The organism is Rufibacter ruber (assembly GCF_014138425.1).
Taxonomy (GTDB): Bacteria; Bacteroidota; Bacteroidia; order Cytophagales; family Hymenobacteraceae; genus Nibribacter; species Nibribacter ruber_C.
Window position 1 is genome coordinate 181,501 of the sequence record NZ_JACJIQ010000002.1, and the last position, 23,513, is coordinate 205,013.

Sequence of the window (23,513 nt, forward strand, 5' to 3'; positions counted from 1 at the left end):
GAATGCTGAATCTGGTAATTGACCGGGGCAACACGCGCATCAAGGCCGGTCTTTTTGAAGACGGGCATTTGGTGCGGCAGGTTGCCTGTGCCAGTTTTCCGGCCTTGGCCCAAGAACTGGCGGGTGTCTCTGTGCAACATGCCATTACGTCTTCTGTGAGCAGTGAGCCGGTAGAACTGGGCAAGTACCTGCCGGTAGCGGGGGAGACCCTGGTGATGAGCAACCAGCTTCCCCTGCCGCTGAACAACAACTACGGCACGCCCCACACGCTGGGAGTGGACCGGTTGGCTGCCGCGGTTGGGGCGCAGGTACTGTTCAAAGACAGGCATTGCCTGGTCATTGACGCAGGCACCTGCATCACCTATGACCTGCTGGAGGCAAATGGCACCTATCAAGGCGGAAGCATTTCACCGGGTATTGGCCTGCGGTACCAGGCGGTGCATGCATTTACCGGTAAGCTGCCGCTGCTGGAAGGGCATGAGCTGCCGCCCAGGCCGGGCAAAACCACAGAAGAAGCCATTAGAGGGGGAATCCTTTACGGAGTACTGGCAGAAGCCGAGGCCATGATTCAGTATTATGATAGTCAGTACAAACCCTTGACGGTCATTCTCTGTGGCGGTGACGCCCCGTTTTTTGAAAGTACAGTAAAAGCACGCATCTTTGTTATTCCCGAACTGGTTTTGATCGGGTTAAACCGTATTCTTGAGTATAATGTATAAGCCTTTCAGAGCGCTGTTTTTGTTTTCCTGCCTGGTGGCGGGGTCTCAGGTACAGGCGCAACAAATTTCAAACTCACCCTACTCACGTTTTGGGGTGGGCGACATACTGCATGGCACCGGCAACGTACGGAGCCAGGGCATGGGGCAGGTAGGAGTTGCCTCCCCAAGCTATGGGCTTATCAATGATCAGAACCCTGCCCTGTTGTATTATAACAGAAGGGTAATTTTTGACGTGTCTGTTTCTTCTGACCTGAAAAGGCTGTCTGACGGGGAGAACACCCAGGTAGACGGGGAGGCAAACTTCAACTCGCTGTCACTGGCCATTCCGGTCTCTAACCGCTGGACCGCCTCCCTGGGGCTGAAACCCTACAGCCGTGTCAACTACTACACCTTTGTAAGACAACCCGTTCCCGGCGCCCCAGACCTTATCAATGACGGGGAGCCAGACGTGTCTGCCTACAATGAGTACAGAGGGTCTGGCGGTATCAATGAGGTGCACTTCTCTAACGGGGTAAGAATTGGCAAGGGCCTGACCCTGGGTCTGGCCGGGTCTTATCTGTTTGGGACTATTGACCGTGAAGCCGCTACCACGGTGGTAGACAAGGCAGACAGTGTGAACATACCCAGAAAAGCAGTGGTGCATACCAGTACCAAATACACCGGGGTGATGCTGAGCGGCGGGGCGCATTACCTGAAGCAGCTGTCACCCAAACTGGTGTTGGGGGTGGGGGCGAAGTACGCCGCCCAGGCTACTTTGGGCGCAGACCGTGAGGTTGCCTTGGAGAGCCGTCTGCTAGATGAGACCGTAATAGGCAGAGTAGTGACAGACAGTACAGAAGGGCACACCTCCCTTCCGCAGATGATGCAGCTGGGCTTCTCCCTGGACAACAACAAGAACTGGGTAGCCACCTCTGACTTTACGTATACCAAAGGCTCTGACTTTAGAGGCTTCAGCCAAGACAAAGGAGCCGGCCGGGCCGAACTGGGCGATGGCTTCAAGATTGGCGTAGGGGGCGAGATCACCCCAGACGCCGGTTCTATGAGCTCCTTCTTCAAGCGTGTTACCTACCGCGTTGGCGGTTACTACAGATCTGCTGAGATCATGACAGACGGCGGTGGTCAGGACCTAAGCGACGTGGGGCTGACATGGGGTTTCTCCATACCCATGGGTAGAGGGGTAAGGCCGCCAGATTATACCCAGGCGCTGCTCAACACCGGTTTTGCCATTGGCATGCAGGAAGTGAAAGGCACCGGGATCAAAGAAGAATACTTTAAAGTATCTCTGGGTATCTCGTTCAGCAACCAGTGGTTTATTAAACGCCGCTTTGACTAAGAACGCGTATATTACATAACTCAACAAACGGTCAGATACCAGCGCAATAGGTCCCGCATCTGTTGTTTTGGTATCTGACGCATTTATAGGTAATAAGAAAGGCTCTGTAGTAAAGACCCATGAAGATTCAGCTTTCTTTTTGTATGCTTTTGCTGGTGGGCGCGCTGGGCGTGGGCTGTAAGAACGCAGATGACAACGTAAAGCCGGTGAATTACAAAGGCCCTGTTTCTGAGACCTACAACCAGGTAACCATCTACTCAGACTCCGCCCAGATTAAACTTAAAATGACCGCCCCCCTGCAGCAGGATCTGGAGAACGGTGATATTCTGTACCCCAAGGGCCTGTACATCACATTCTATGAAAACGGCGTGCCTACCAGCATGGTGACGTCTAAGTACGGCAAGTATGACAAACTCAAAGACCAGTACTTTGTCCGGAATGACGTGGTGGTGAAGAACATAGTGAAGAACGAGCAGTTGAACACAGAAGAACTGTACTGGAACCGCCAGAAGCGTAATATTTTTACTGACAAATTTGTGCGCATCACCAGTGCCGAGGAAGTGGTAACCGGGGTGGGGCTCACCGCCAATGAAGACTTCTCTAACTACAAACTGGACAAATTCTCCGGGTCCTTTACCTTAAACGAATGAACCTGAAGCAAACCATCTACATAGCCCTTGCCGTAGTGACGTTGGTGATAGGCATTCACCAGTCTATGGTGAACGGCATCTTGCACAGCTACTGGATCCTGATGCTGTCTGTCATTTTCGTCATGCTTTTCCGCCTGGAGCGGAGAGACACCTAACCCCGCGTCTGTTTGGCCATGGAGCAATTCTCACTATACATAGCGGTTGCGGTGGGCGCCCCGCTGCTGGTGCTTTGCCAGATGGCAGAGGTGGCCCTGCGGCACGCCGAAAGGGTGCTGCTTCAGCTGGAAACCCAGGAAGGCGCCACCAGTCTGACCGGCTTTCTGCTGAGACGGGAGCGGCAGACGCTGCTTACGGTACAGTTGGGAAACACAGGTGGCTTGTTGCTGCTGGGTATAGGCTTGTACGGGCTGCTGTACCCGGTGCTGCAGCTGTTGCTCCCGGCGGTGGTGTCTGCGGTGCTGGCCGCTTTAAGTACCTTTCTGCTTATTTGGGCGCTACTCTCCCTGGTGGGGCTAGGGGTGGCCCTGCTCACACCTTCTGCCTTATTGCGGTGGAGCGCCGCGCCGCTGGCCTTTCTCCTGATTCTGTTTTCGCCCATCACGCTCTTGTTCCAGGCTGTTTTTGGCCTGTTTTCAGAAAAAGAGGCCGAAAACAGAATTGACAACTACGCAAATGCTATCACCCTGCAACCTTTTGCTGTAAGGCTGCAGACAGCAGAGGAGGCCACCTTGGCCATGATTACCGCCCATGAGGTAGACAGCAAGATCTTTCACAACGCCCTGGAATTCAAAAATGTGAAGGTGCGCGAGTGCATGGTGCCCCGCACAGAGATTGACGCCATTGAACTGGAGGAAGGCATAGAAGTACTGCGCGAAGCCTTTATTGAAACCGGCCATTCCAAGATCCTGATCTACCAGGAGTCGCTGGACCATATTCTGGGGTACTGCCACCAGTTCAGCCTGTTCAACCAGCCAAAGACCATTGAAGAGATCCTGACTCCCATGGAAGCGGTGCCCGAGGCAATGCTGGCGCGGGAGCTGTTTGTGATGTTCATCACTGAGCACCGCAGCATTGCGCTGGTGCTGGATGAGTTTGGCGGCACCTCCGGCATTGTGACCCTGGAAGACGTGATGGAGGAGATCATTGGCGATATCAATGACGAATATGATGAGGAAGACCTGCTGGAGCAGCCCCTGCCAGAACCGGGCAGCTACCTCTTCAGTGCCCGCCAGGAAATAGACTACCTCAATGAAAAATATAGCCTCAATCTGCCAGAGGGCGACTATGAAACTTTGGGTGGTTTTATCTTGTCTGTACTGGAGGAAATACCCGCTACGGGAGACGTGGTGGTGATGCCGCCCTTTGAGATCCGCATCTTATCAATGGATGAACACCGCATTAACACCGTGCATTTGTCAGTACGCCAGTCACCGGCAGAAGAATAAGCTGCTCTTTAGATACTTATATTTTGATTTTACCACTTATTCAGATTATTTTGCATAACGCATAAATTTCGTTCACTAATTACATGGCATTAATTAACAAGATTCGGGAGAAGTCTGGCTTCGCCATTGGCGCGATTGCCATTGGCTTGCTCATTTTCATTGTGTTGGGAGATTTGCTGGGGCCAAATTCCAGATTGTTCGGAAACAACATGACAGTAGGAGAGATTGCAGGGCATGAGGTGTCAGTGCAGGAATTCGAAGCCTTGTTTGAGGAGACCAGAAACAATTATGCAAACCAGTACGGCCGCCAGCCAAGTGAGGCCGAGATGGCTTCACTGCGTGAGCAGACCTGGAACCAACTGGTGTTCAAGTATGCCTTTGAAGATGAGTTCAAAAGCCTGGGGATTGGCGTCTCTGATGAGGAGTTAGTAGACATGGTACAGGGTAAGAACGTGCACCCTGCCCTGAAGCAGATGTTCACTGACCCGCAAACCGGCCAATTCAACGTAGAGCAGGTGAAGCAAACCCTGCGCAACCTGAAGAACCTGCCCCCAGAGCAGCAGGCGGCCTGGTACAAATATGAGCAGGATCTGGCTACAGACCGCCTGCGCAACAAATACTACAACCTGTTCACCCTCTCTAACTACGTGACCACGGCAGAAGCCAAGCGTTACAACCAGGAGCAGAATGAGAAGGCCAGCCTTACGTATCTGTTTGTGCCTTACTTCAGCATTGCTGATTCTACCATCAAGGTCACAGATGATCAGCTGAGCGAGTACCTGAACAAGAACAAGAAGAAATTTGAAGTAGAGGCAGGCCGTTCTATTGCGTACGTGACCGTACCGGTGGCACCTTCTAAAGAAGACAGCACTGCTTACCAAACCGAGACCGCAGAACTGGCCTCCCGTTTTGCCACCACTGAGAATGACTCCCTGTTTGTGAAGGCTGAGTCTGACACCCCTTTCAACGGGGCGTTTGTTCCGGCGCACGAGCTGCCTGAGGAGCTGAAGAAAGAGTCTCTGGAGCAGGGCAAGATCTACGGCCCCTTTGTGCAGAACGGCAACTTCAGCCTGTACAAAATTATTGGCACTAAGAACGGTGGTGCTGCCTCTGCCCGCGCCAGCCATATCCTGATCAAACCAGAGAATACCACGCCAGAGGCCAAAGCCGCGGCCAAAGCCAAAGCCCAGGACCTGCTGAACCAGATTAAAGGGGGCGCCAACTTTGCCCAGCTGGCTGCCCAGCACGGTACAGACGGAACCGCCTCTATGGGAGGTGACTTAGGCTGGTTCACTGAAGGCCGTATGGTGCCTGCGTTTGAGAAAGCCGTGTTTGGTGCCACCGGTGCCGGTCTTCTGCCTAACCTGGTAGAGACTGATTACGGGTACCATATTGTTAAAATCACTGAGCCTAAGACTACCAAGACCTACCAGGTAGCCCAGCTGACCCGCGCCTTAACCCCAAGCGACAACTCCCGCGAGTATGCGTACAGCAGAGCCAGCGCCCTTGCCTCTGCCAGCTCAAGCCTGGAAGACTTTAACCAGGAAGTAGCCAAAGAGAAAGGCCTGTCTAAAGCTGAAGCCAAAAACATTGCCGCGGCTGACCGTAACATCAACAACCTGGCAAATGCCCGTGAACTGGTGCGCTGGGCGTACGGCGAAGACACGGAAGTGGGAGATGTTTCCCCTGTGATCACCCTTGATGACCAGTTTGTGGTGGCGGTCTTAACCGGCAAGCGGGAGAAAGGCACTGCCAAGGTAGAAGATGTCCGGGATGAACTGACCGCGGCCGTGAGAAATGAATTGAAAGCACAGAAGATCAAAGAGAAACTAGGTACCATCTCTGGTTCTTTAGACCAGGCGGCTGCCAAATACGGCCCAGATGCCATTGTTCGCCCAGCCACTGATGTTACCCTGGCTACGGCCAACGTGCCAGGCTTAGGCTTTGAGCCGGTAGCCATTGGCCGCGCCTTCGGGTTGAAGCCAGGCCAGCGTACCCAGCCTATTGAAGGGGAAGGTGGTGTGGTAGTGGTAGAGTTAACAGCCCTTGCCCCAGCCCCTCCCATCACTGACCTGAACAACGTGAAGCAGCAGCTGGTGGGCTTGCGCGCCGGTAGAGTGCAGGGCGCCCTGTATGAGGCGGTACGTAAAAATGCCAATGTTGAAGACAACCGCGTACGCTTCTTCTAAGCAATAGAGACTTTTTTAAATAGGGTAAGAGCCGCGCCACCAGCGCGGCTCTTCTTTTTTACCTGCGTTTTTGGCCTGTTTTCTGAAAAACAGGCCAAAAACAGTATATTGTATAGCCGCCCGTTACGTTAAAGAACAGAAGATAAGGGATGTATACCATGAAGAGAAGGTTCCTAGTGATGCTGCTCATAGGTTTCTGGTGCTTTGGCCTGAGCCCGCTGCCGTCTGTTGCGCAAAGCGTACCGGAGCAGATGGCCCTGGCCAAAGAGTACCTGCGCCAAAGTGAGTACCAGAAGGCAGAGGTGTTGCTGCGCCAGTTGGTTGAGCAGGATGTGCAGTTTGGCCTGGTGTACCCAGACTATCTTAAAACCCTTCTGGCGCTGCGCAACTACAAAGAAGCTGATAAACTGGTGAAGCGGGCGCAGAAGAAATTCCCGTCAGTGCCCCAGTATGACATTGATGAGGGCAAGGTGCTGCAAGCCTCCGGCAATGGCGCGGCCGCTGAGAAAAAGTGGGCGCAAGTAGTGCAAAGTACCACCCCAGAGAATGTGTACGGCATTGCCGCCGGCTTTCAGCAGGCAGACCAGATGGAGTACGTGGAGCAGGCGTATCTGAAGGCGAGGCAGATCAGCGGCAGCGAGAAAACCTTCGCCCCACAGCTCATGCAGCTCTATGCGTACCAGCGCAAAACAGAGGCCCTGATAGAAGAGGTGCTGCGGCAGATAAAGAATGACGGCGTGCCGCTCAACTTTGCCCAGAACATGCTGCAGAACGCCCTGCGAGATGACGCCTCCCTTACGCTGCTGGAGCAGAAGCTGATGGATGCCGTACAAGCCAACCCAGACGACACCGATGTAGCCGAACTCCTCATCTGGACCCTGCTGCAGCGCAAAGACTTCGGGCCGGCCCTTCTGCAGGCCCGGGCACTGGACCGGCGCACCCAGGGCGGCGGCGGGCGCGTGCTTGCCCTGGCAGACATCAGCCTCCGGAACAAAGACTTTGAAACCGCTATTGAGGGCTACACCTACCTGCAGCAGCAGTACCCCAACGGTGACCTCTATCCGGTGGCCCGGCAGCGGGTGATCAAAGCCCGGGAAGAGCAGGTGAAGAACACGTTCCCCCTGAACTATGAAAAAATCAAGCTGCTGGCGCAAGACTATGAGAAGCTGCTGCAGGAACTAGGGCGCCATGAACGCACCGCCGAAGTGCTGAAAGAACTGGGGGAGCTGCAGGCGTTTTACCTGGACAACCAGGCGCAGGCCGTGCAGAACCTGCAGGAAGTCATTGCCATGCCCCGGGCCCAGCCCAACGTGGTGGCAGAAGCCAAGCTGGCGCTGGCAGATGTGTACCTGCTGCGCGGGGAGCCGTGGGAAAGCACCTTGCTCTACAGCCAGGTGGAGAAATCCCATAAAGAGCAGCCGCTGGGGCATGAGGCCAAGTTGCGAAACGCCCGCCTCAGCTACTACAAAGGCGACTTTGAACTGGCCCAGAGCCATCTGGACATTCTCAAGCTGGCCACCAGCCGCGAGATCGCCAATGACGCCCTTGACCTGAGCCTGCTCATCATTGACAATACCGGTTTAGACACCTCGGCGGTGGCCCTCAAAGAATACGCCGCCATAGACTTTCTGGTGTTCCAGCACAAGTTCCCAGAGGCCCTAACCGCCTTAGACAGCCTGTTGGTAAAGTACCCCGGCCACAGCCTCACAGATGAGATTTATTTCCGCAAGGCGGAATTGCTGCAACAGACGGGTAAGTTTGAAGAAGCCGCCCAGAACCTGCAGAAGATCATAGAGAACCCTAAATATGACATTCTCTCAGATGACGCCCTGTTCCTGCTGGCCCAGCTCAATGAAGAGAACCTGAAACAGCCTGAGAAAGCCCAGGAGCTCTACAACCAGCTGCTGGTGAAGCACCCTGGCAGCGTGTTTGTGGCTGAGGCCAGAAAGCGCCTCAGAAAGCTGCGGGGAGACCGGGTGTAGGCAGTTGCCGGCTAGCGTTGCAGTGGGGCATGCTGTTTTCGGGCTGTTTTTCCAGAAACAGGCCAAAAACAGTTTTCCCCACATGTGGAAAGAAGGATAGTTGAAGTACTGGGAACAAGTCTGGCTACCACTTTTACAGAAGCTTCTAAACAAACCTGCAAGATATGAAGAGGTACATCTACGGGATACTGGTCTTCTTACTGGCTTCCTGCCAGCTGGAGAAGGAGGAAATAACTTCCATAACCTGGAAGTACAGTCACGGGTACCGGCTAGGGGATATCCTGCATTCAGACAACCTCAAACTCCAGCATGACACTCTGATCTTTGCAGGAAAAAGAAAAGCCGTGGTAAAAGAGGCGAAAACAAGGTTTGACGGGGTCTCAGAGCTGCACATTGAGAGTCTGGAGGGCAAAGAGCCAGGGCACTATGTCTCGTTTAAAAAGTAAGGCTGCAGCTTTAAGCGTAAAAAGGGCTAGCCTTTAGAGGGAGCACTACCCCTCCACCACAATCTCCTCCTTCACCTGCCGCAACTGCTGTATAAACTGCTCCTTCTCTTTAGGAGACAGATAGATCTCGTCCCACTTGTTGTAATAAATCACCAGACCGTCTAAGCCCAGAGACGGTTTCAGGCCAGACCAAAGTTTTTCCCTGGGCTTGATGTGGGTAATGGTGTGAATGTCAATCTTCCCTTTGATAGGGCCTGAGGCATAGACAAGCATAGTGCCGTCAATCATGTAATAGGTGCCAAACCAGATCCAGAGGAGCAGTGCCAGCACCAGCACCAGGAACAAAGCCAAGGCCGCTGTGCCTGCCGTGAACTCCCGCGTGAGCAGCACCTGCCCCACGGTCACCACCAGCAGTAGCATGGCTCCCCATAGAATGAAACCTACAGTTTTACTTTTGGAAGAGTGAAAAACAGGTGAGGGCATGAGGGCGGGAATTAAAAAGATAAAACCGGGGAAGAGGGGCAAATTGCGTTTTGGGGCTGTTTTTCAGAAAACAGCCCCAAAACGCTAGTCCCTGAAAAACAGGAACAGAAGGGCCAGGAACAGGAAGAAAGACAGGTACATAAGGCCGTCTACCAAACCGTAGTCTTTGTACTTGTGGTAAATCTCTTTCAGTTTTTTCACGCGAAGTAAGGCTAAAATGGAATCATTTACCCTGCTGCAACACTTAGGTAGCAAAGGGAGTGCCCGGTTCTATCACAGAATTCGTATTTTTGCGCCTCTTACCACAGATTAAGCCGCAGACAGCAGATGCAGAAACGATGGGTTGTTAAGGAAGCGCCGGACGCCGTAAAAGTACAGAATATTGTTGACAGCCTGAACATTGGCTCTGCGTTGGCCAGCATTCTCTGCCAGCGCAACATCTGTACCTTTGAAGAAGCCAAAGCCTTTTTCCGGCCCTCGTTAGATGACCTGCACAACCCGTTCCTGCTCAAAGACATGGACAAGGCGGTTGACCGGCTGGTAGACGCCCTGCACCGGCAGGAGCGGGTGCTCATTTACGGCGACTATGACGTAGACGGCACCACCTCAGTGGCGCTGGTCTTCAGCTTTCTGCAGCCCTTTTTCAGGGACAACATTGAGTACTATATCCCAGACCGCTACGCAGAGGGCTACGGCATCTCCTTTACCGGCATTGACTACGCCCTGGAGCACAACTTCACCCTCATCATCTCCCTGGACTGCGGCGTTAAATCTATTGACAAAATAGCGTACGCCAACCAGAAAGGCATTGACTTCATCATCTGTGACCACCACTTGCCAGATGATGAATTGCCAGAGGCCGTAGCCGTGCTGGACGCCAAACGGGCTGACTGCCCGTACCCGTACAAAGAGCTGGCGGGCTGCGGTGTGGGTTTCAAGTTCATGCAGGCGTTCTGCCAGCAGCAGGGGTTTGACCAGGAGCCGTTGTTCCAGCTGCTGGACCTGGTGGTGGTGAGCATTGCCGCAGACATAGTACCCATCACCGGCGAGAACCGCATTTTAGCCTACCACGGCCTGCAGCGCATGAACAGCAGCCGGCAGCTGCGGCCGGGGCTGGAGGCGCTGCGTGAACTGGCAGGGCTGCGCCAAGAGCTGGATATTACGCAGATCGTCTTCGGGTTTGCGCCCAGAATCAATGCGGCCGGCCGCATGGGGGATGCCAAGCGCTCAGTGGCCATGCTGCTGGCTCAAACCAAAGACGAAGCCCACGCCATGGCCCAGAACATCAACATCTCCAACTCAGAGCGGCGCGGGCATGATATGAGCATCACCAAAGAGGCGCTGCAGATGATAGAGGAAGATGATTTTCTGCGCAGCGCCCGCTCCACCGTATTGTTCAAAGACAGCTGGCACAAAGGCGTGGTGGGTATTGTAGCCTCACGCTGCATAGAGAAATACTACCGCCCCACCATCATTCTCACTGAGTCTAACGGCAAAGCCACCGGCAGCGCCCGCTCTGTGCACGGCTTTGATGTACACCAGGCTATTCTGGCGTGTTCAGACCTGCTGGAGCAGTTTGGCGGGCACATGTACGCGGCGGGCCTCACCCTGCCCGTAGAGAATGTGCCGGCGTTCCGGGAGAAGTTTGAGCAGATTGTGGCCAGCACAATTCAAGAGGAGCAGCTGGTGCCCATGGTAGAGATAGACATGCCGCTGCAGTTCAGGCAGATCACGCCCAAATTCTTCAAGATTCTCAAACAGATGGAGCCGTTTGGCCCCGGCAACATGGCCCCCGTGTTCCTGAGCACCTGCGTGTATGAGTCTGGTTCAGCAAGAGTGGTGGGTGACGCCCACCTCAAGCTGCGCCTTACCCAGGATGGTGACGTGTTCTTTGACGCCATTGCGTTCGGCATGGCCGAATTTTACCCGCGCATCCAGAAAGGTATCCCGTTTGACGTGTGCTACTGCATTGAGGAGAACGTGTTCAGGGGCAATGTGACCCTGCAGCTGCGTATCAAAGACATCCGCTTCGCGGAATAAGCATTACTTTCTGAGGCCTGTTTTGGGCCTGTTTTTCAGAAAACAGGCCCAAAACGCATTTGGCGGGCAGGCAAGTCTGTGCCTGAGTTCTTTTCTGGAGTTCTATAAGGTTTTCCCTTCATCCTGAACGTCCCGTTTGGCAAACGGCGGCAACTCCTTTTGCATCTTTTTCTGCTCACGCTTCTTGCTGGGGGCCTGGTAAGGGCGTATACGCCGTTCCCCTGGAACATATAGGAAAATAGGTCAGTACCCAGAAGGGGCAGAGCGGGGGCTGGCAAAGCAGTTTTGGCTTACCGGGCAGCGCCCTGCAGGCAGGTTTGACCCGTTGCCCCATTGCCGCAGAAAAACCAGTGGAAGCAGGTCTGGGTAAGCAGGAACGTAAGGTTTCTTCTGGCTTCTGGCAGGTTTTTTTTATTCACTTCCCGGCAGGGGGGCGTCTGGGAGCTGCCCTCTGGCGTCTGTTTTTGGCCTATATTTCTGAAATCAGCCTCAAAACAGGATTTACCCGGCTATACGTTCGTATCTCCTGATTAAAAAAGTGTATTTTCAGCCTCTCTACAAACAACCCAACTACAGATGAACACAAAGCTCCTATTGGCCGGGCTCCTGCTGGGCGTGGGCACCTTGACCGTGCAGGCGCAGCAAACCACCGCCAAAAAGCCGCTGACCCATGATGTCTATGACAGCTGGAAAAGCGTTGACGGCGACTCCCTCTCCCAAGACGGAAAATACCTGCTGTACGCAGTGAACCCGCAGGAGGGAGACGGCGTGCTGCACCTGCAAAACCTGGCCAACAAAACCTCTAAACAGTTCAGCCGGGGCTACAAACAGGCTTTTACAGAAGATAGCCGCTTTGCTATATTTCAGATCAAGCCTCAGTACGCGGCCACGCGCCAGGCCAAGCTGAAAAAGAAGAAGCCAGAAGAGATGCCCAAAGACTCTTTGGCCATTTACCAGCTGGAAGGCGGCAAGACGCAGTACGTGGCGCGGGTCAAATCCTACAAATTGCCCAGCAGAAACGGGGAGTGGCTGGCGTATCATCTGGAGGCGCCGCTTCCGGCCAAACCCGCCAAAGACACGGCTAAGGCCAAAGCACCGGCCGCTGCTCCTGCGGCTGCCGCAAAAGGCGGTGCCAGGGGCGCCACCGCCAAAAAAGACGAAGGCACTGAGCTGGTGCTGCGCCACCTGCCTACGGGCCAGGAATACCGCTTTGACCGGGTCACTGACTACCTGTTCTCAGAAAAGGGCAACCGCCTGTTCCTGGTGAAGTCAGAGAAAGACTCGCTGCACAAGGCGGGCGTCTTTGCCTTCAACACCGCCACCCGTAAATCTATGGCCGTTGACAGCGGCCGCGTCACGTATAAGAACCTGGTGGCTGACAAAGCGGGGGAGCAGCTGGCTTTTGTGGCCAGCAAAGACAGCACGGGCAAAGACCTGCGCTACTTCCAGCTGCTGCACTGGACCGCCAAAGACAGCCGCGCCAAAACCCTGGCCGACACCGCCGCCAAAGGCATGCCCGCCAAGTACATGGTGAGTGAGCACGCCCAGCTAGGCTTCAGCGAGAAAGGCGACCGCCTTTTCTTTGGCACGTTCCCGCGTCCTACGCAGTACGAGAAAGACACCACCAAACTGGACGAAGACAAAGTAAGCCTGGACATCTGGACCTACCGCGACCCATTGATCCAGCCCATGCAGCTCAAGCAGCTGGAGCGTGAGCAGAAGCGCTCTTTCCTGGCGGTGTATGACCTCAAGAAAAGCAAAATGGTGCAACTGGCTACGCCTGAAATCCCAGACGTGTCACTCAACCCTACCCGTAGCGCAGATGTGGCCCTGGGCACCAGCAACGTGAATTACCTCCTGAGTGTGGGCTATGACACCCCTTCTAAGCAAGATGTATGGCTGATTGACCTCAAAGACGGCCGCCGCAAGCTGGTGGTGAAAGCCACCCGCGGCAACCCCAGACTGTCTCCTGAAGGGAAGTACCTGTACTGGTATGAACCCCAGGACAGCTCCTGGAAGGCCATGGGCGTGAAAGCCAGCACACCTGTCAACCTCACCAAAAAGCTGAACGTTGCCTTCTATGACGAGCAGAACGACGTTCCCGCGCTGCCAGATGATTACGGCCTCACCGGCTGGACCAAAGAGGACGCCCATCTGCTGGTAAACGACCGCTATGACATCTGGCGCCTGGACCCCACCGGGAAAGCGGCGGCTGTGAACATCACAGATGGCTTTGGCCGAAAGAACAACCTGCAGTTCCGGTACGTGAGCCTGAACCCAACCCAACGCACCGTACCGGCAGATGAGAAAATCCTGCTGCGCACCTTTGACCTGAAAACCAAGGGCTCTGGGTTCTACACAGACCATGTGACCAGGGCCGGGGCGCCGCAGAAAATCCTGCTGGAACCGTACAGTTACACAGGAATCCGCAAGGCCCAAGACAGTGACCGCCTCATTTTCAGGAGGAGCAGCTTTCAGGAGTACCCAGACGTGTGGGTGACCAACACCAGTTTCAGCAATCCGGAGAAAGTGAGCAACGCCAACCCGCAGCAGAGCGAATACCTCTGGGGAAGCGTAGAGCTGGTGAACTGGCGCTCAGATGACGGTATTCCGCTAGACGGCCTGCTGTTCAAGCCTGAGAACTTTGACCCGAAGAAGAAGTACCCCATGCTGGTGTATTTCTATGAGCGCAACGCTGAGACCCTGCACAACTACCGTTCACCCGCCCCAAGTGCGTCTACCATCAATATCCCGCTGTTCGTGAGCCAGGGCTACCTGGTGTTTGTGCCAGACATTGTGTACAAAGACGGCTACCCCGGTGAAAGCGCCTACCACAGCATTATTCCGGGGGTGCAGATGCTGGCCGCCAAAGGGTTTGTAGACGAGAAGAACATGGCCATACAGGGGCAGAGCTGGGGCGGCTACCAGGTGGCGTACCTGGTGACCCGCACTAACCTGTTCAAAGCCGCCATGGCCGGGGCACCGGTGAGCAACATGACCAGCGCCTACGGCGGAATACGGTGGGAGAGTGGCATGAGCCGCCAGTTCCAGTATGAGCGCACCCAAAGCCGCATAGGCGGTACGCTATGGGAGAAGCCCATGCAGTACATTGAGAATTCGCCGCTGTTCTACGCGCCCAAGATAGAGACGCCGCTCATGATGATGGCCAATGACAATGACGGCGCTGTGCCGTGGTACCAGGGCATTGAGATGTTCATGGCGCTGAGACGCCTGGGCAAGCCTGTGTGGCTGCTGGTTTACAACGGCGAGGCCCACAACCTCATGCAGCGCAAAAACCGCAAAGACCTGTCTGTGCGCATGTCGCAGTTCTTTGACCATTACCTCAAAGGTGCCCCAGAGCCCGCCTGGATGAAGAAAGGGGTGCCTACCCTAGTCAAAGGCAAAGAATACGGCCTGGAGCTGATTGAGGAACCCGCCACGGCCACACCTGCCCCCGGGCAGCAACCGGCTACCACCACCGTGACTCAGCCCACTACAGAGAAGTAACCTGTTTCTGGCCTATTTTTAGAAAAACAGGTCCAAAACGCCCGGCCGCCGTAAAAGCGGCCGGGCGTTTCTGTTTCCCGCCAACCCCACCTCAACAGCAACTTTCAGATAAAAAACCCGGTACAGAAGCAGGAACAACCAACTGAAGTCAATATGGAACCAACGCTCCCCTCACCGGAACAAATAAATACAACCGGTACCGTTGCGGCTAGCCTCAACCAGAATGCCTCTATCCAAAATATTTTCGGGGCACCCATAGAAGCCCAGGGCAAAACCATCATACCCGTGGCGCAGGTGGCGCTGGGGCTGGGTGGCGGTTACGGGCTAGGCCGAAAAGAAGTAGGCGGTGCCAATGATGAAGAAGGGGAAGGCGCTGGTGCCGGAGCCGGTTTGCTCACCATCCCGAAAGGTGTTTTTGTCATCACCGCCAAAAAGACCAGGTTTATTCCCGTCTCTTCGGCACGGCCGTACTACCTTGGCGCAGCCGTTGGCCTGGTGGTGGGTTGGCTGCTTGCCAAAAGGAAAAAGCGCCCCTCTGCCTGATAGGAGGCAGAGGGGCGCCCTCAATTTTTTGTTAAAACATGCAGGCTGTTTTGGGGCTGTTTTTCTGAAAACAGGCCTAAAACGCCTCAGCCTGCGCCAGGGCTTCTTCTGGCTGGGGGGCTGCTGGCGCGGGGGCGGGAACGCAATACTTGCTCAGGGCCGCATGGTCACCGTAAAACCAGTTCACATCAACGGGTGAGGAAACGCCTTTTACCAGGCCCTTTTCAGAATACTGCCAGAACGCCATCTTGTCACCAGGGTGAACGTTGGGCTCCATGTCTTTGTAGCGGGCAATCCAGAAGTGGTACTCCGGGAAATACCCTTTGAGCTTGCGGTCATAGAACGCCTGGTACGTGTAGATGATGGGCTTTACGCCGTAATGCTTTTCGGCACCTTCCAGCCAGGCGCGTATGTTGCTGCGCAGGTCAGCGTCTGTAATGTCTTTGGCAATGGTCTCCACGTCCAGCACCGGGGCCAGGTCGCCGGGTTCCAGTTTCACGGTGCGTTTGAAATGCTCCAACTGGTTTTCAGCGGGTACCCAGGGTAAAAAGAAATGGTAGGCACCGCGCTTGATGCCATGCTGGCGGCTGTACTCCCAGTTGCGGTCAAAGTAGCGGTCTTTTAAAAAATTGCCCTCTGTGGCTTTGATAAAGGCGAAGGCAATGTTAGACTCCTTCACGTGCGCCCAGTTCACCTCTGCCTGGTAACGAGACACATCAATTCCATGCAAAAAGGAAAGGTTGTCTGTTTTCGCTCCTTGCAGCGCCAAACAAATTACTAAAAAAGTTACGGCCACCGCTACCCTACGGCTGGCTGCACCAACTAATGCATGCATGACAGATAAGTATTTGTACTAAAGGGAATTAAAAGTTAGGGTGATTAAAGCTCTGATGCAAGAAATGATCAAAAATTTATATCAAGTTGTTTAAAAAATACCAAGCAGCAGGTAACCTTCTGCGTTTGCTATGCGTAGCAGGCGGCTCTTTTCGTTACAGTATAACAATTGCGGTTTATTGCCTAATTTTACCCTAATGATCTTACGCGCAGAAAATCTATTCAAGAAATATAAGACCCGTACCGTTGTGAACAACGTGAGCGTGGAAGTGAACCAGGGAGAGATTGTGGGGCTGCTGGGGCCCAATGGGGCCGGTAAAACCACCTCGTTCTACATGATTGTGGGGCTGGTGAAACCCAACGGGGGGCATATTTTTCTGGATCAGGAAGACATCACCCAGCTGCCCATGTACCGCCGTGCCAAGAAAGGCGTGGGCTATCTGGCGCAGGAGGCCTCTGTGTTCAGAGACCTTACCGTTGAGGAGAACATCATGTCTGTGCTGGAAATGACAGATAAGAACAAACAGCAGCGGCAAGAGAAGGTAGAGGAGCTGCTGGAGGAGTTCTCCCTCACCCACGTGCGCAAAAACAAAGGCGTGGTGCTCTCAGGGGGTGAGCGCCGCCGTACAGAGATTGCCCGCGCCCTGGCCGTTGACCCCAGCTTTGTGCTCCTGGATGAACCCTTTGCCGGGGTAGACCCCATTGCGGTAGAAGAGATCCAGACCATTGTGGCCAAGCTCAAAACCAAGAACATTGGCATTCTCATCACTGACCACAACGTGAACGAGACGCTCTCCATTGTAGACCGCGCCTACCTGCTTTTTGAAGGGAAAATCCTGAAAGCCGGCTCTGCCGAAGAGCTCGCCGCCGATGAGCAGGTGCGCCGCGTGTACCTGGGCAAGCATTTTGAGCTGAAAAGAAAGGTTTAGTGAACGGTTGATTGTTAATTTATTGCTCATTGCTTTTCGTTAATGCTTTCTCCCTGTTGTCATTCTGGAAGAATCTAGTGGGCGAACTAGAAAAGCGGTAACAACAACGCCATAACCAGCAACCAAATCAGCAGAGAGCAGTACAAGCAGAAGTTTAAGTTTTGGCCGCCGTTTTTGGGCTACTCTTTGAAAAACAAGCCGGAAACGACAAGTTGATTAGACGTGAATAATTGCTTTCTTAGTTCGCCCACAAGATTCTTCCAGAATGACAACATGGGGAGACCGTTATAAGATTCTGACCAAAACTACCACTAACAAATCGGCTGCGCCGAAGAACGAACAACTAGCAACGAATAACTAATACCTACCACGTGGAGATATTCAATTCAATTGTGTCTTGGGTGATGAAGAAGCGGATCCATCAGATTGACCTCTTCAGGAAATATCCGCATGAGGTGCAAAATGAATTGTTTTCCCACCTGATCAATACCGCCAAGGGCACTGAGTGGGGCCAGAAATTCGGCTACGCCGATAAACTGAGCGTGCGGGAGTTTCAGGAACGGGTGCCCATTAGCGCGTATGAAGACCTGTACCCGTACATTGAGCGGGTCATGAAGGGGGAGCAGAACCTGCTGTGGCCCAGTAAGGTAGAGTGGTTTGCCAAGTCGTCTGGCACCACCAACGCCCGCAGCAAGTTTATTCCCGTAACCCCGGAGGCGCTGGAGGAATGCCACTACAAGGGCGGCAAAGACATGCTCTCCATCTACGCCAACAACTACCCGGAGACCAAGGTGTTTTCAGGCAAGGCGCTGTCTATTGGCGGCAGCCACCACCCCAATGACTTCAACAGCAACACCCGCTGCGGAGACGTGTCTGCGGTGATCATGCAGAACCTGCCCATCTGGGCCGAGGTCATGCGCACGCCCCCGCTCAAAGTGGCCCTTATGGACAAGTGGGAGGAGAAGATTGAGAAGATGGTGGAGATCTGCGCCAAAGAGAACGTGACCAGCATCTCAGGCGTGCCCACCTGGACCTACGTCCTCCTGAACCGCATGCTGGAGACCTACGGCAAGCAGGACATCACTGAGATCTGGCCTAACCTGGAGCTGTTTGTGCACGGCGCCGTGGCGTTTGGCCCCTACCGCGAGCTGTTTAGGCAGTTGATCCCCAGTGAGAAGATGAAGTACCTGGAGGTGTACAATGCCTCAGAAGGCTTCTTTGGGATACAGGATGAGCCTGAGCTGCTGGACGAGATGCTGCTCATGCTGGACTACGGCGTGTTCTATGAGTTTATTCCCATAGAGCAGGCAGAAGAGGAGCACCCGCAGGCGCTTACCCTTGACCAGGTGGAACTGGGCAGGAACTACGCGCTCCTCATCTCTACCAACGCCGGCCTGTGGCGCTACAAGATTGGCGATACCGTTAAATTTACCTCGCTCAGCCCGTACCGCATCAAAATCTCTGGGCGCACCAAGCACTTTATCAACGCCTTCGGCGAAGAGGTAGTAGTGGAGAACGCAGAAACCGCCATCACCAAAGCCTGCGCCGCCACCGGTGCCACCATCACCAACTTCACGGCCGCCCCGGTCTATTTTGAGGGCAAAAGCCGCGGTGGGCACCAGTGGGTGATTGAGTTTTCGCGGCAGCCCTCCAGCCTGGAAACCTTTACCCGCGTACTGGACCAAACCCTGCGCGAGGTCAATTCAGATTATGACGCCAAACGACAGAAAGACCTGGCGCTGCAGGCGCCGCTGGTTACTGTGGCCCCGCATGGCGCTTTCCTGAACTGGCTGGAATACAAAGGCAAGCTGGGCGGCCAGCACAAAGTGCCGCGCTTAGCCAACAACCGCGAGTACCTGGAGGAGATTCTGCAGGTGAACCAACTCTCCTAATCCCTTTCGGCCACGGCCGAAAACCTGGTTTTGACCTGTTTTGGCCAAAACAGGCCAAAAACAGAGACCCCACCTACCAATTGGAGCGGGAGTGTTTGACCGCGCTGTGCGTATCTTGCTACTGGCGCAGGTACACTTTGTGAAGGCCTTTGTACTGCGGGCTCTCAATGCGCAGCATGTACATACCCGCGGGCAGGGAAGGGAAACGGAGCAGATCCTCTTTATTCAAAACTTTTTCTACGGCGGGAGTCCCGTCTGTTCTGATCAGGGAGACGCTGCCGGTCACGGGCGTATTCATCTGGAGCGAACTGGCTGATAGCTGGTAGGTGAAGGCATGAAACGTGCCTGAGATTATCTTGGAGTAAGTGGCCTTGCCGTCATAGTCAACTTGCTTTAACCGGTAGTAGCTGGTGCCTTTCACCGGAAAAGCATGGGTGAACGAATAGTAAGCGGGAGAGGCGGTGTTAGTGCCGGCCTGGCGGGTAATCTCTTTGAAAACCAGATCATGTGTGGCGTATTCTAAGGCAATGTAGTCATTGTTGACCTCTTGGGCCGTGGCCCAGGAAAGGGAGTGCGCCTTACCGTCTGACTTGCAGGAGAACTCCAGCCAGGTGACCGGCAGCGGCTCCTCATAAATCACATTCTCCCAGTTGCCGTTAATTTCAGCGGCCTCCAGCACGGCCCCTGCCGCCACGTAAATTCTGGAGCTGGGGCCATGCAGGGTGAGTTGGTCTACAATCAGGTGGCGGTTAACATACATGGTTCCCCCATTGTTTATCTTCAAAGCACCGGCATTCACCACATGGTCAATGATGACCGACATCCTTGTTGTTGATGTTGGCGGCCGGAATGCCATTAGAGCCCCAGGTAGAACGGCTGGACCAGTTGCCGTTTTTGACAGAGGTAAAGCTGGCTGCCATAGAGAACAGCGGCGAAAGCCAAAGAAAGGAGGTGATGATTGCCCGGGTCATAACTGGTGCTGTTTCAGGAACTGAAAGTGAAAGCCCGGGCTGACTGAAAAGAAGCAGTTCTTTGCATGGCGCAGGGGGAGCGCAAGTGAAAGCTAATATTTATTTCGTTACAAAGCTAACAAGTGTTTTTGTAGCATGTGAATAATAAACTATATTAAATTTATATAAAATGTAAAGTTGAGATATTAAACGAGAGATAACCTGGCAAATGGGCACAAAAAAAGTCCGGTGGTGCCGGACTTTGTGGGATGGGGAGAGAGGTGCCCTCTATTCCAGAAAGCTGCTGAGCAAGCCGCCTTCTTTGTTGGCGTTACCGCCGTGCGGCATCAAGGCCTGGATAAGCTTCTTCACCGGCATAGACTGGATCCATACCCGGCCGGTGCCGCGCAGAGTGGCCAGGAACAGACCCTCGCCGCCAAAAACCATAGATTTAAGGCCGCCCGCCTGCTGAATATCAAAGTCAATCCCGTTCTCATAGGCCACCACGCAACCGGTGTCAACGCGCAGCGTCTCGTTGTGCAGGTGGCGTTCTACTACCGTGCCGCCCGCGTGTATGAAGGCCAGGCCGTCGCCCTCAATGCGCTGCATGATAAACCCTTCGCCGCCAAAGAAGCCCGCGCCCAACCGGCGGTTCAAATGCATGGCAATCTTGGTGCCCAGCGCCGCGGCTAAGAAACCGTCTTTCTGCACAATCAACCCGTTGGGGAAGTCTGCCAGGTTGATGGGCATGATGGTGCCCGGGTACGGCGCCGAAAACGCAACTTTGGCCTTGCTGTAGCCGCGGTGCGTGAAATGGGTCATGAACAGAGATTCGCCGGTAATCATGCGGCTGCCCATAGAGACCAGCTTGCCCAGAAAGCCCTGGCTGGGGTTGGAGCCGTCGCCCATTTTGGTTTCAAACCGGATGCCGTCTTCCATGTACACCATGGCGCCCGCCTCGGCAATGACGGTTTCCTGGGGGTCCAGCTCTACCTCCAGCACCTGAATATCTGAGCCGAAGATGCGGTAGTCAATCTCGTGTGATTTCATAGTTGGGTTTACTTTCGCTTTGGTTTTTTAGGGGCCAGATCGTCGTCTTCCTCTTTGGGCGCGTCGTCTTCGTCCTCATCGTCTGCCAAGTTAGCACTTCCTTTGAAAAAATCTTCCTCGTTCTCTTCCTCCTCCACGGTTTCCTCAATAGGATATTCCTCGTCTTCCTCCTGCACGCGCTTCTTGCCCTGGTCGCCCACCAGTTTCTTGTCAGTTACGTTGCGGTCCAGAAACTCATTGAGCTGGTCAATGTTGAAATTGGAGGAGATATCACCCAGCGGGTTGATTTTGATCTCAAAGCCCTCCAGCTCCGGGTGTACCCGCGCCTTCTTTTCTGGCTTGTCGGTTTTTTTGCTGTTATCTGCTTTTTTCTTCGCCATGGTAGTAGAATGCTAGTTGGTGTGATAAAACCGCAGCCAAAGGGTGCAGCCTATTGATTCTACTAAAACGCAAAACTGAAGCAGAAGGATAACCCGTTTGCACGCCTGCAGCGGAAGGCAGGGGAGAGGCTTGCGTTTTCGGCCTGTTTTGGCCAAAACAGGCCGAAAACAGGAATGTCAGGAATGCGTGACCAGCAGGTATAAACATTCCCCTTCAAAGGGGGAGTATTTGCAAGCGTTATAAGTCACTGAAGTAACTTGCACGGCATAGTTGGGAGAGTTTCCAGCTTTACACCTTTATTTCTCGTACTATTTTTCCCTTTTGTCATTCTGGAAGAATCTTGGGGGCGAACTAGAAAAGCAATGCTACTACCGTTCGCCCACTGTTCCCTAAGTTCCTTTCAGGATGACAAAAAAGAGGTGATGAAAGTCAGAAGAAGAGATACAGGAAGGGAAAAGTAAATGAGCAATTAACATGGTACTAGGGCCGCAGAGGCCAAAAGAAAACTTCCGTTTTCGGCCTGTTTTTCAGAAAACAGGCCGAAAACGGAAGTCAAAATACTCGCTTTAATCTAAAGTAAAGCGAAAGAGAATCTACGCGGCGTACTGCGCCAGTTTGGCCAAGGCCGCGTCAATGCGGCGCTCGGTTTCCTGGCGGCCAATGATTTCAATAATAGCCATTAGGTCTGGGCCGGCCTCTACCCCGGTCAAGGCAATGCGCAGGGCTTGCATCACCTGGCCAATTTTAAGGCCGTTGCGCTCCAGAATCTGCAGGAGCAGTGCCTTTACGGTATCTGCGTTGAAGTCAGAGAGCGTGCTGAGTTCGTTCTTGAACTGCTCAAACGCTGCTGCGCCCGCCGCAGACCATTTCTTGGCCGCTACCTGCTCATTGTACTGGGTAGGCGCTACAAAGAAATAAGAGGCTTCTTTCCAGAAATCCTGGGGGAAGGTCACGCGCTCCTTCATGAGGCCGGCAATCTTCTCGGCCCGGTCTGGGGTGCAGTCAATGCCTTGTTCCGGCAACGCCGCCAGTAAATACTGCGCCAGTTCTGCGTCTGGCTTGGCTCTCAGGTACTGCTCATTGTACCAGCGGGCTTTCTGAATGTCAAAACGGGTGCCTGACTTGCCAATGCGCTCAATGCTGAAGGCCTCAATCAGTTCCTCCATGGTGAAAAGCTCCTGCTGCGTGCCGGGGTTCCAGCCCAGGAACGCCAGAAAGTTGATGAACGCCTCTGGCAGATAGCCGCTCTCGCGGTACCCGCTGGAAACCTCACCCGTTACGGGATCAACCCACCTGAGCGGGAACACCGGGAAACCCAGCTTATCGCCGTCGCGCTTGCTCAGTTTACCGTTGCCGTCTGGCTTTAGCAGCAAAGGCAGGTGCGCGAATTCTGGCATGGTGTCTTCCCAGCCCAGGTAGCGGTACAGCAGCACGTGCAAAGGGGCACTGGGCAGCCACTCTTCACCCCTGATCACGTGGGTGATTTCCATGAGGTGGTCATCTACTATGTTGGCCAGGTGGTAGGTGGGCATGCCGTCGCTCTTCATCAGCACCTTGTCATCAATAGAAGAGGAATGCACCATCACCCAGCCTCTGATCATGTCTTTGAGGCGGATCTCCTCCTTGCGCGGCACTTTGAGGCGAATCACGTAGGGCTCCCCGCTTTCCAGACGGCGCTTCACCTCATCTTCTGGCAGGGTGAGCGAGTTCTTCATGGTGGCGCGGGTAATGGCGTTGTACTGCGGGGTGGCTACTTTGGCAGCTTTCAGGCGCTCGCGCATGGCTTCCAGTTCCTCAGCGGTGTCAAAGGCGTAGTAGGCGTGGCCGGCGTTGACCAGTTGCAGGGCATAGTCCATGTACATGGGCTTGCGTTCTGACTGGCGGTAGGGGGCGTGCGGGCCGCCGTGAAGGGGGCTTTCATCTAATTGAATGCCGCACCACTCCAGGCTGTTGAATATGTATTGTTCCGCGCCCGGCACAAAGCGGGTCTGGTCAGTATCTTCAATGCGCAGCAGCATTTTGCCGCCCATTTTCTTCGCAAACAGGTAATTATAGAGCGCTGTGCGCACCCCGCCAATGTGCAAAGGGCCGGTAGGGCTGGGGGCAAAGCGTACTCGTACTTCTCTAGCCATGTTGTTCA

21 protein-coding genes are annotated in these 23,513 nt (G+C 54.2%); 14 read left to right on the top strand and 7 right to left on the bottom strand.

The window, feature by feature from the left end:
- Positions 1 to 2 precede the first annotated feature (2 nt).
- From FHS90_RS03295 to FHS90_RS03330, 8 genes are all read left to right on the top strand, one after another.
- Complete coding sequence (locus FHS90_RS03295) at positions 3 to 719, top strand: type III pantothenate kinase (protein ID WP_082893501.1); 717 nt, start codon at positions 3 to 5, stop codon at positions 717 to 719.
- A complete protein-coding gene (bamG, locus tag FHS90_RS03300) occupies positions 712 to 2,052 on the top strand; it encodes a BamG family beta-barrel-assembly machinery protein (RefSeq protein ID WP_066832578.1) in 1,341 nt (446 codons plus the stop codon). The genes FHS90_RS03295 and bamG overlap by 8 nt, the downstream gene beginning before the upstream one ends.
- A 119-nt stretch (positions 2,053 to 2,171) precedes the next feature.
- A complete protein-coding gene (gene lptC, locus FHS90_RS03305; protein ID WP_074987947.1) occupies positions 2,172 to 2,702 on the top strand; it encodes an LPS export ABC transporter periplasmic protein LptC in 531 nt (176 codons plus the stop codon).
- On the top strand, positions 2,699 to 2,857 hold the full coding sequence (locus FHS90_RS03310; RefSeq protein ID WP_161947712.1) for a hypothetical protein: 159 nt from the start codon (positions 2,699 to 2,701) through the stop codon (positions 2,855 to 2,857). The genes lptC and FHS90_RS03310 overlap by 4 nt, the downstream gene beginning before the upstream one ends.
- Positions 2,858 to 2,875: 18 nt before the next feature.
- Positions 2,876 to 4,147, top strand: a complete 1,272-nt coding sequence (locus FHS90_RS03315; protein ID WP_182511739.1) for a hemolysin family protein — start codon at positions 2,876 to 2,878, stop codon at positions 4,145 to 4,147.
- Between the two features lie 83 nt (positions 4,148 to 4,230).
- On the top strand, positions 4,231 to 6,336 hold the full coding sequence (locus tag FHS90_RS03320) for a peptidylprolyl isomerase (RefSeq protein ID WP_066832573.1): 2,106 nt from the start codon (positions 4,231 to 4,233) through the stop codon (positions 6,334 to 6,336).
- A gap of 158 nt (positions 6,337 to 6,494) precedes the next feature.
- On the top strand, positions 6,495 to 8,318 hold the full coding sequence (locus tag FHS90_RS03325; protein ID WP_246386644.1) for a tetratricopeptide repeat protein: 1,824 nt from the start codon (positions 6,495 to 6,497) through the stop codon (positions 8,316 to 8,318).
- Positions 8,319 to 8,482: 164 nt separating this feature from the next.
- Entirely contained in the window at positions 8,483 to 8,764 is a 282-nt protein-coding gene (locus tag FHS90_RS03330) for a hypothetical protein (RefSeq protein WP_066832569.1), read from the top strand.
- Between the two features lie 45 nt (positions 8,765 to 8,809).
- Here the strand turns inward: FHS90_RS03330 and FHS90_RS03335 are convergent, their stop codons facing one another.
- Positions 8,810 to 9,184, bottom strand: a complete 375-nt coding sequence (locus tag FHS90_RS03335; protein WP_182511744.1) for a PH domain-containing protein — start codon at positions 9,182 to 9,184, stop codon at positions 8,810 to 8,812.
- Positions 9,185 to 9,574: 390 nt separating this feature from the next.
- Here FHS90_RS03335 and recJ point away from each other — a divergent pair, with 390 nt between their 5' ends.
- The 4 genes from recJ (at position 9,575) to FHS90_RS03355 (ending at position 15,337) form a co-directional block, all read left to right on the top strand.
- A complete protein-coding gene (gene recJ / locus FHS90_RS03340; protein WP_066832564.1) occupies positions 9,575 to 11,287 on the top strand; it encodes a single-stranded-DNA-specific exonuclease RecJ in 1,713 nt (570 codons plus the stop codon).
- Positions 11,288 to 11,637: 350 nt separating this feature from the next.
- A complete protein-coding gene (locus tag FHS90_RS03345; RefSeq protein WP_182511746.1) occupies positions 11,638 to 11,817 on the top strand; it encodes a hypothetical protein in 180 nt (59 codons plus the stop codon).
- Positions 11,818 to 11,863: 46 nt separating this feature from the next.
- Complete coding sequence (locus FHS90_RS03350) at positions 11,864 to 14,794, top strand: S9 family peptidase (RefSeq protein WP_182511748.1); 2,931 nt, start codon at positions 11,864 to 11,866, stop codon at positions 14,792 to 14,794.
- A 153-nt stretch (positions 14,795 to 14,947) separates the two neighbouring features.
- The gene (locus FHS90_RS03355; RefSeq protein WP_182511750.1) at positions 14,948 to 15,337 is read left to right on the top strand and encodes a spore germination protein GerW family protein; all 390 of its coding nucleotides are present in this window, start codon (positions 14,948 to 14,950) and stop codon (positions 15,335 to 15,337) included.
- A gap of 76 nt (positions 15,338 to 15,413) precedes the next feature.
- Here the strand turns inward: FHS90_RS03355 and FHS90_RS03360 are convergent, their stop codons facing one another.
- Positions 15,414 to 16,067 carry a glycoside hydrolase family 25 protein gene (locus tag FHS90_RS03360; RefSeq protein ID WP_066832558.1) on the bottom strand — a complete coding sequence of 218 codons (654 nt, stop codon included), beginning with the start codon at positions 16,065 to 16,067 and terminating at the stop codon, positions 15,414 to 15,416.
- A 301-nt stretch (positions 16,068 to 16,368) separates the two neighbouring features.
- Here FHS90_RS03360 and lptB point away from each other — a divergent pair, with 301 nt between their 5' ends.
- Both lptB and FHS90_RS03370 read left to right on the top strand, forming a co-directional pair.
- Positions 16,369 to 17,100 carry an LPS export ABC transporter ATP-binding protein gene (lptB, locus tag FHS90_RS03365; RefSeq protein ID WP_182511752.1) on the top strand — a complete coding sequence of 244 codons (732 nt, stop codon included), beginning with the start codon at positions 16,369 to 16,371 and terminating at the stop codon, positions 17,098 to 17,100.
- A gap of 371 nt (positions 17,101 to 17,471) precedes the next feature.
- Positions 17,472 to 18,992, top strand: a complete 1,521-nt coding sequence (locus FHS90_RS03370) for a GH3 auxin-responsive promoter family protein (protein ID WP_484592913.1) — start codon at positions 17,472 to 17,474, stop codon at positions 18,990 to 18,992.
- A 118-nt stretch (positions 18,993 to 19,110) separates the two neighbouring features.
- On the opposite strand, the gene FHS90_RS03375 is transcribed toward FHS90_RS03370, so the two are convergent.
- The 5 genes from FHS90_RS03375 to gltX form a co-directional block, all read right to left on the bottom strand.
- Positions 19,111 to 19,815: a hypothetical protein gene (locus FHS90_RS03375; RefSeq protein ID WP_182511754.1), complete on the bottom strand. Its 705-nt coding sequence runs from the start codon at positions 19,813 to 19,815 to the stop codon at positions 19,111 to 19,113.
- Positions 19,799 to 19,963, bottom strand: coding sequence for a hypothetical protein (locus FHS90_RS03380; RefSeq protein ID WP_182511756.1), 165 nt, complete (start codon positions 19,961 to 19,963; stop codon positions 19,799 to 19,801). The genes FHS90_RS03375 and FHS90_RS03380 overlap by 17 nt, the downstream gene beginning before the upstream one ends.
- 267 nt (positions 19,964 to 20,230) lie before the next feature.
- Positions 20,231 to 20,992, bottom strand: coding sequence for a TIGR00266 family protein (locus FHS90_RS03385; protein WP_182511758.1), 762 nt, complete (start codon positions 20,990 to 20,992; stop codon positions 20,231 to 20,233).
- 8 nt (positions 20,993 to 21,000) lie between these two features.
- The gene (locus FHS90_RS03390) at positions 21,001 to 21,372 is read right to left on the bottom strand and encodes a hypothetical protein (RefSeq protein WP_066832545.1); all 372 of its coding nucleotides are present in this window, start codon (positions 21,370 to 21,372) and stop codon (positions 21,001 to 21,003) included.
- A gap of 594 nt (positions 21,373 to 21,966) precedes the next feature.
- On the bottom strand, positions 21,967 to 23,505 hold the full coding sequence (gene gltX, locus FHS90_RS03395; protein ID WP_066837317.1) for a glutamate--tRNA ligase: 1,539 nt from the start codon (positions 23,503 to 23,505) through the stop codon (positions 21,967 to 21,969).
- Positions 23,506 to 23,513: the final 8 nt, after the last annotated feature.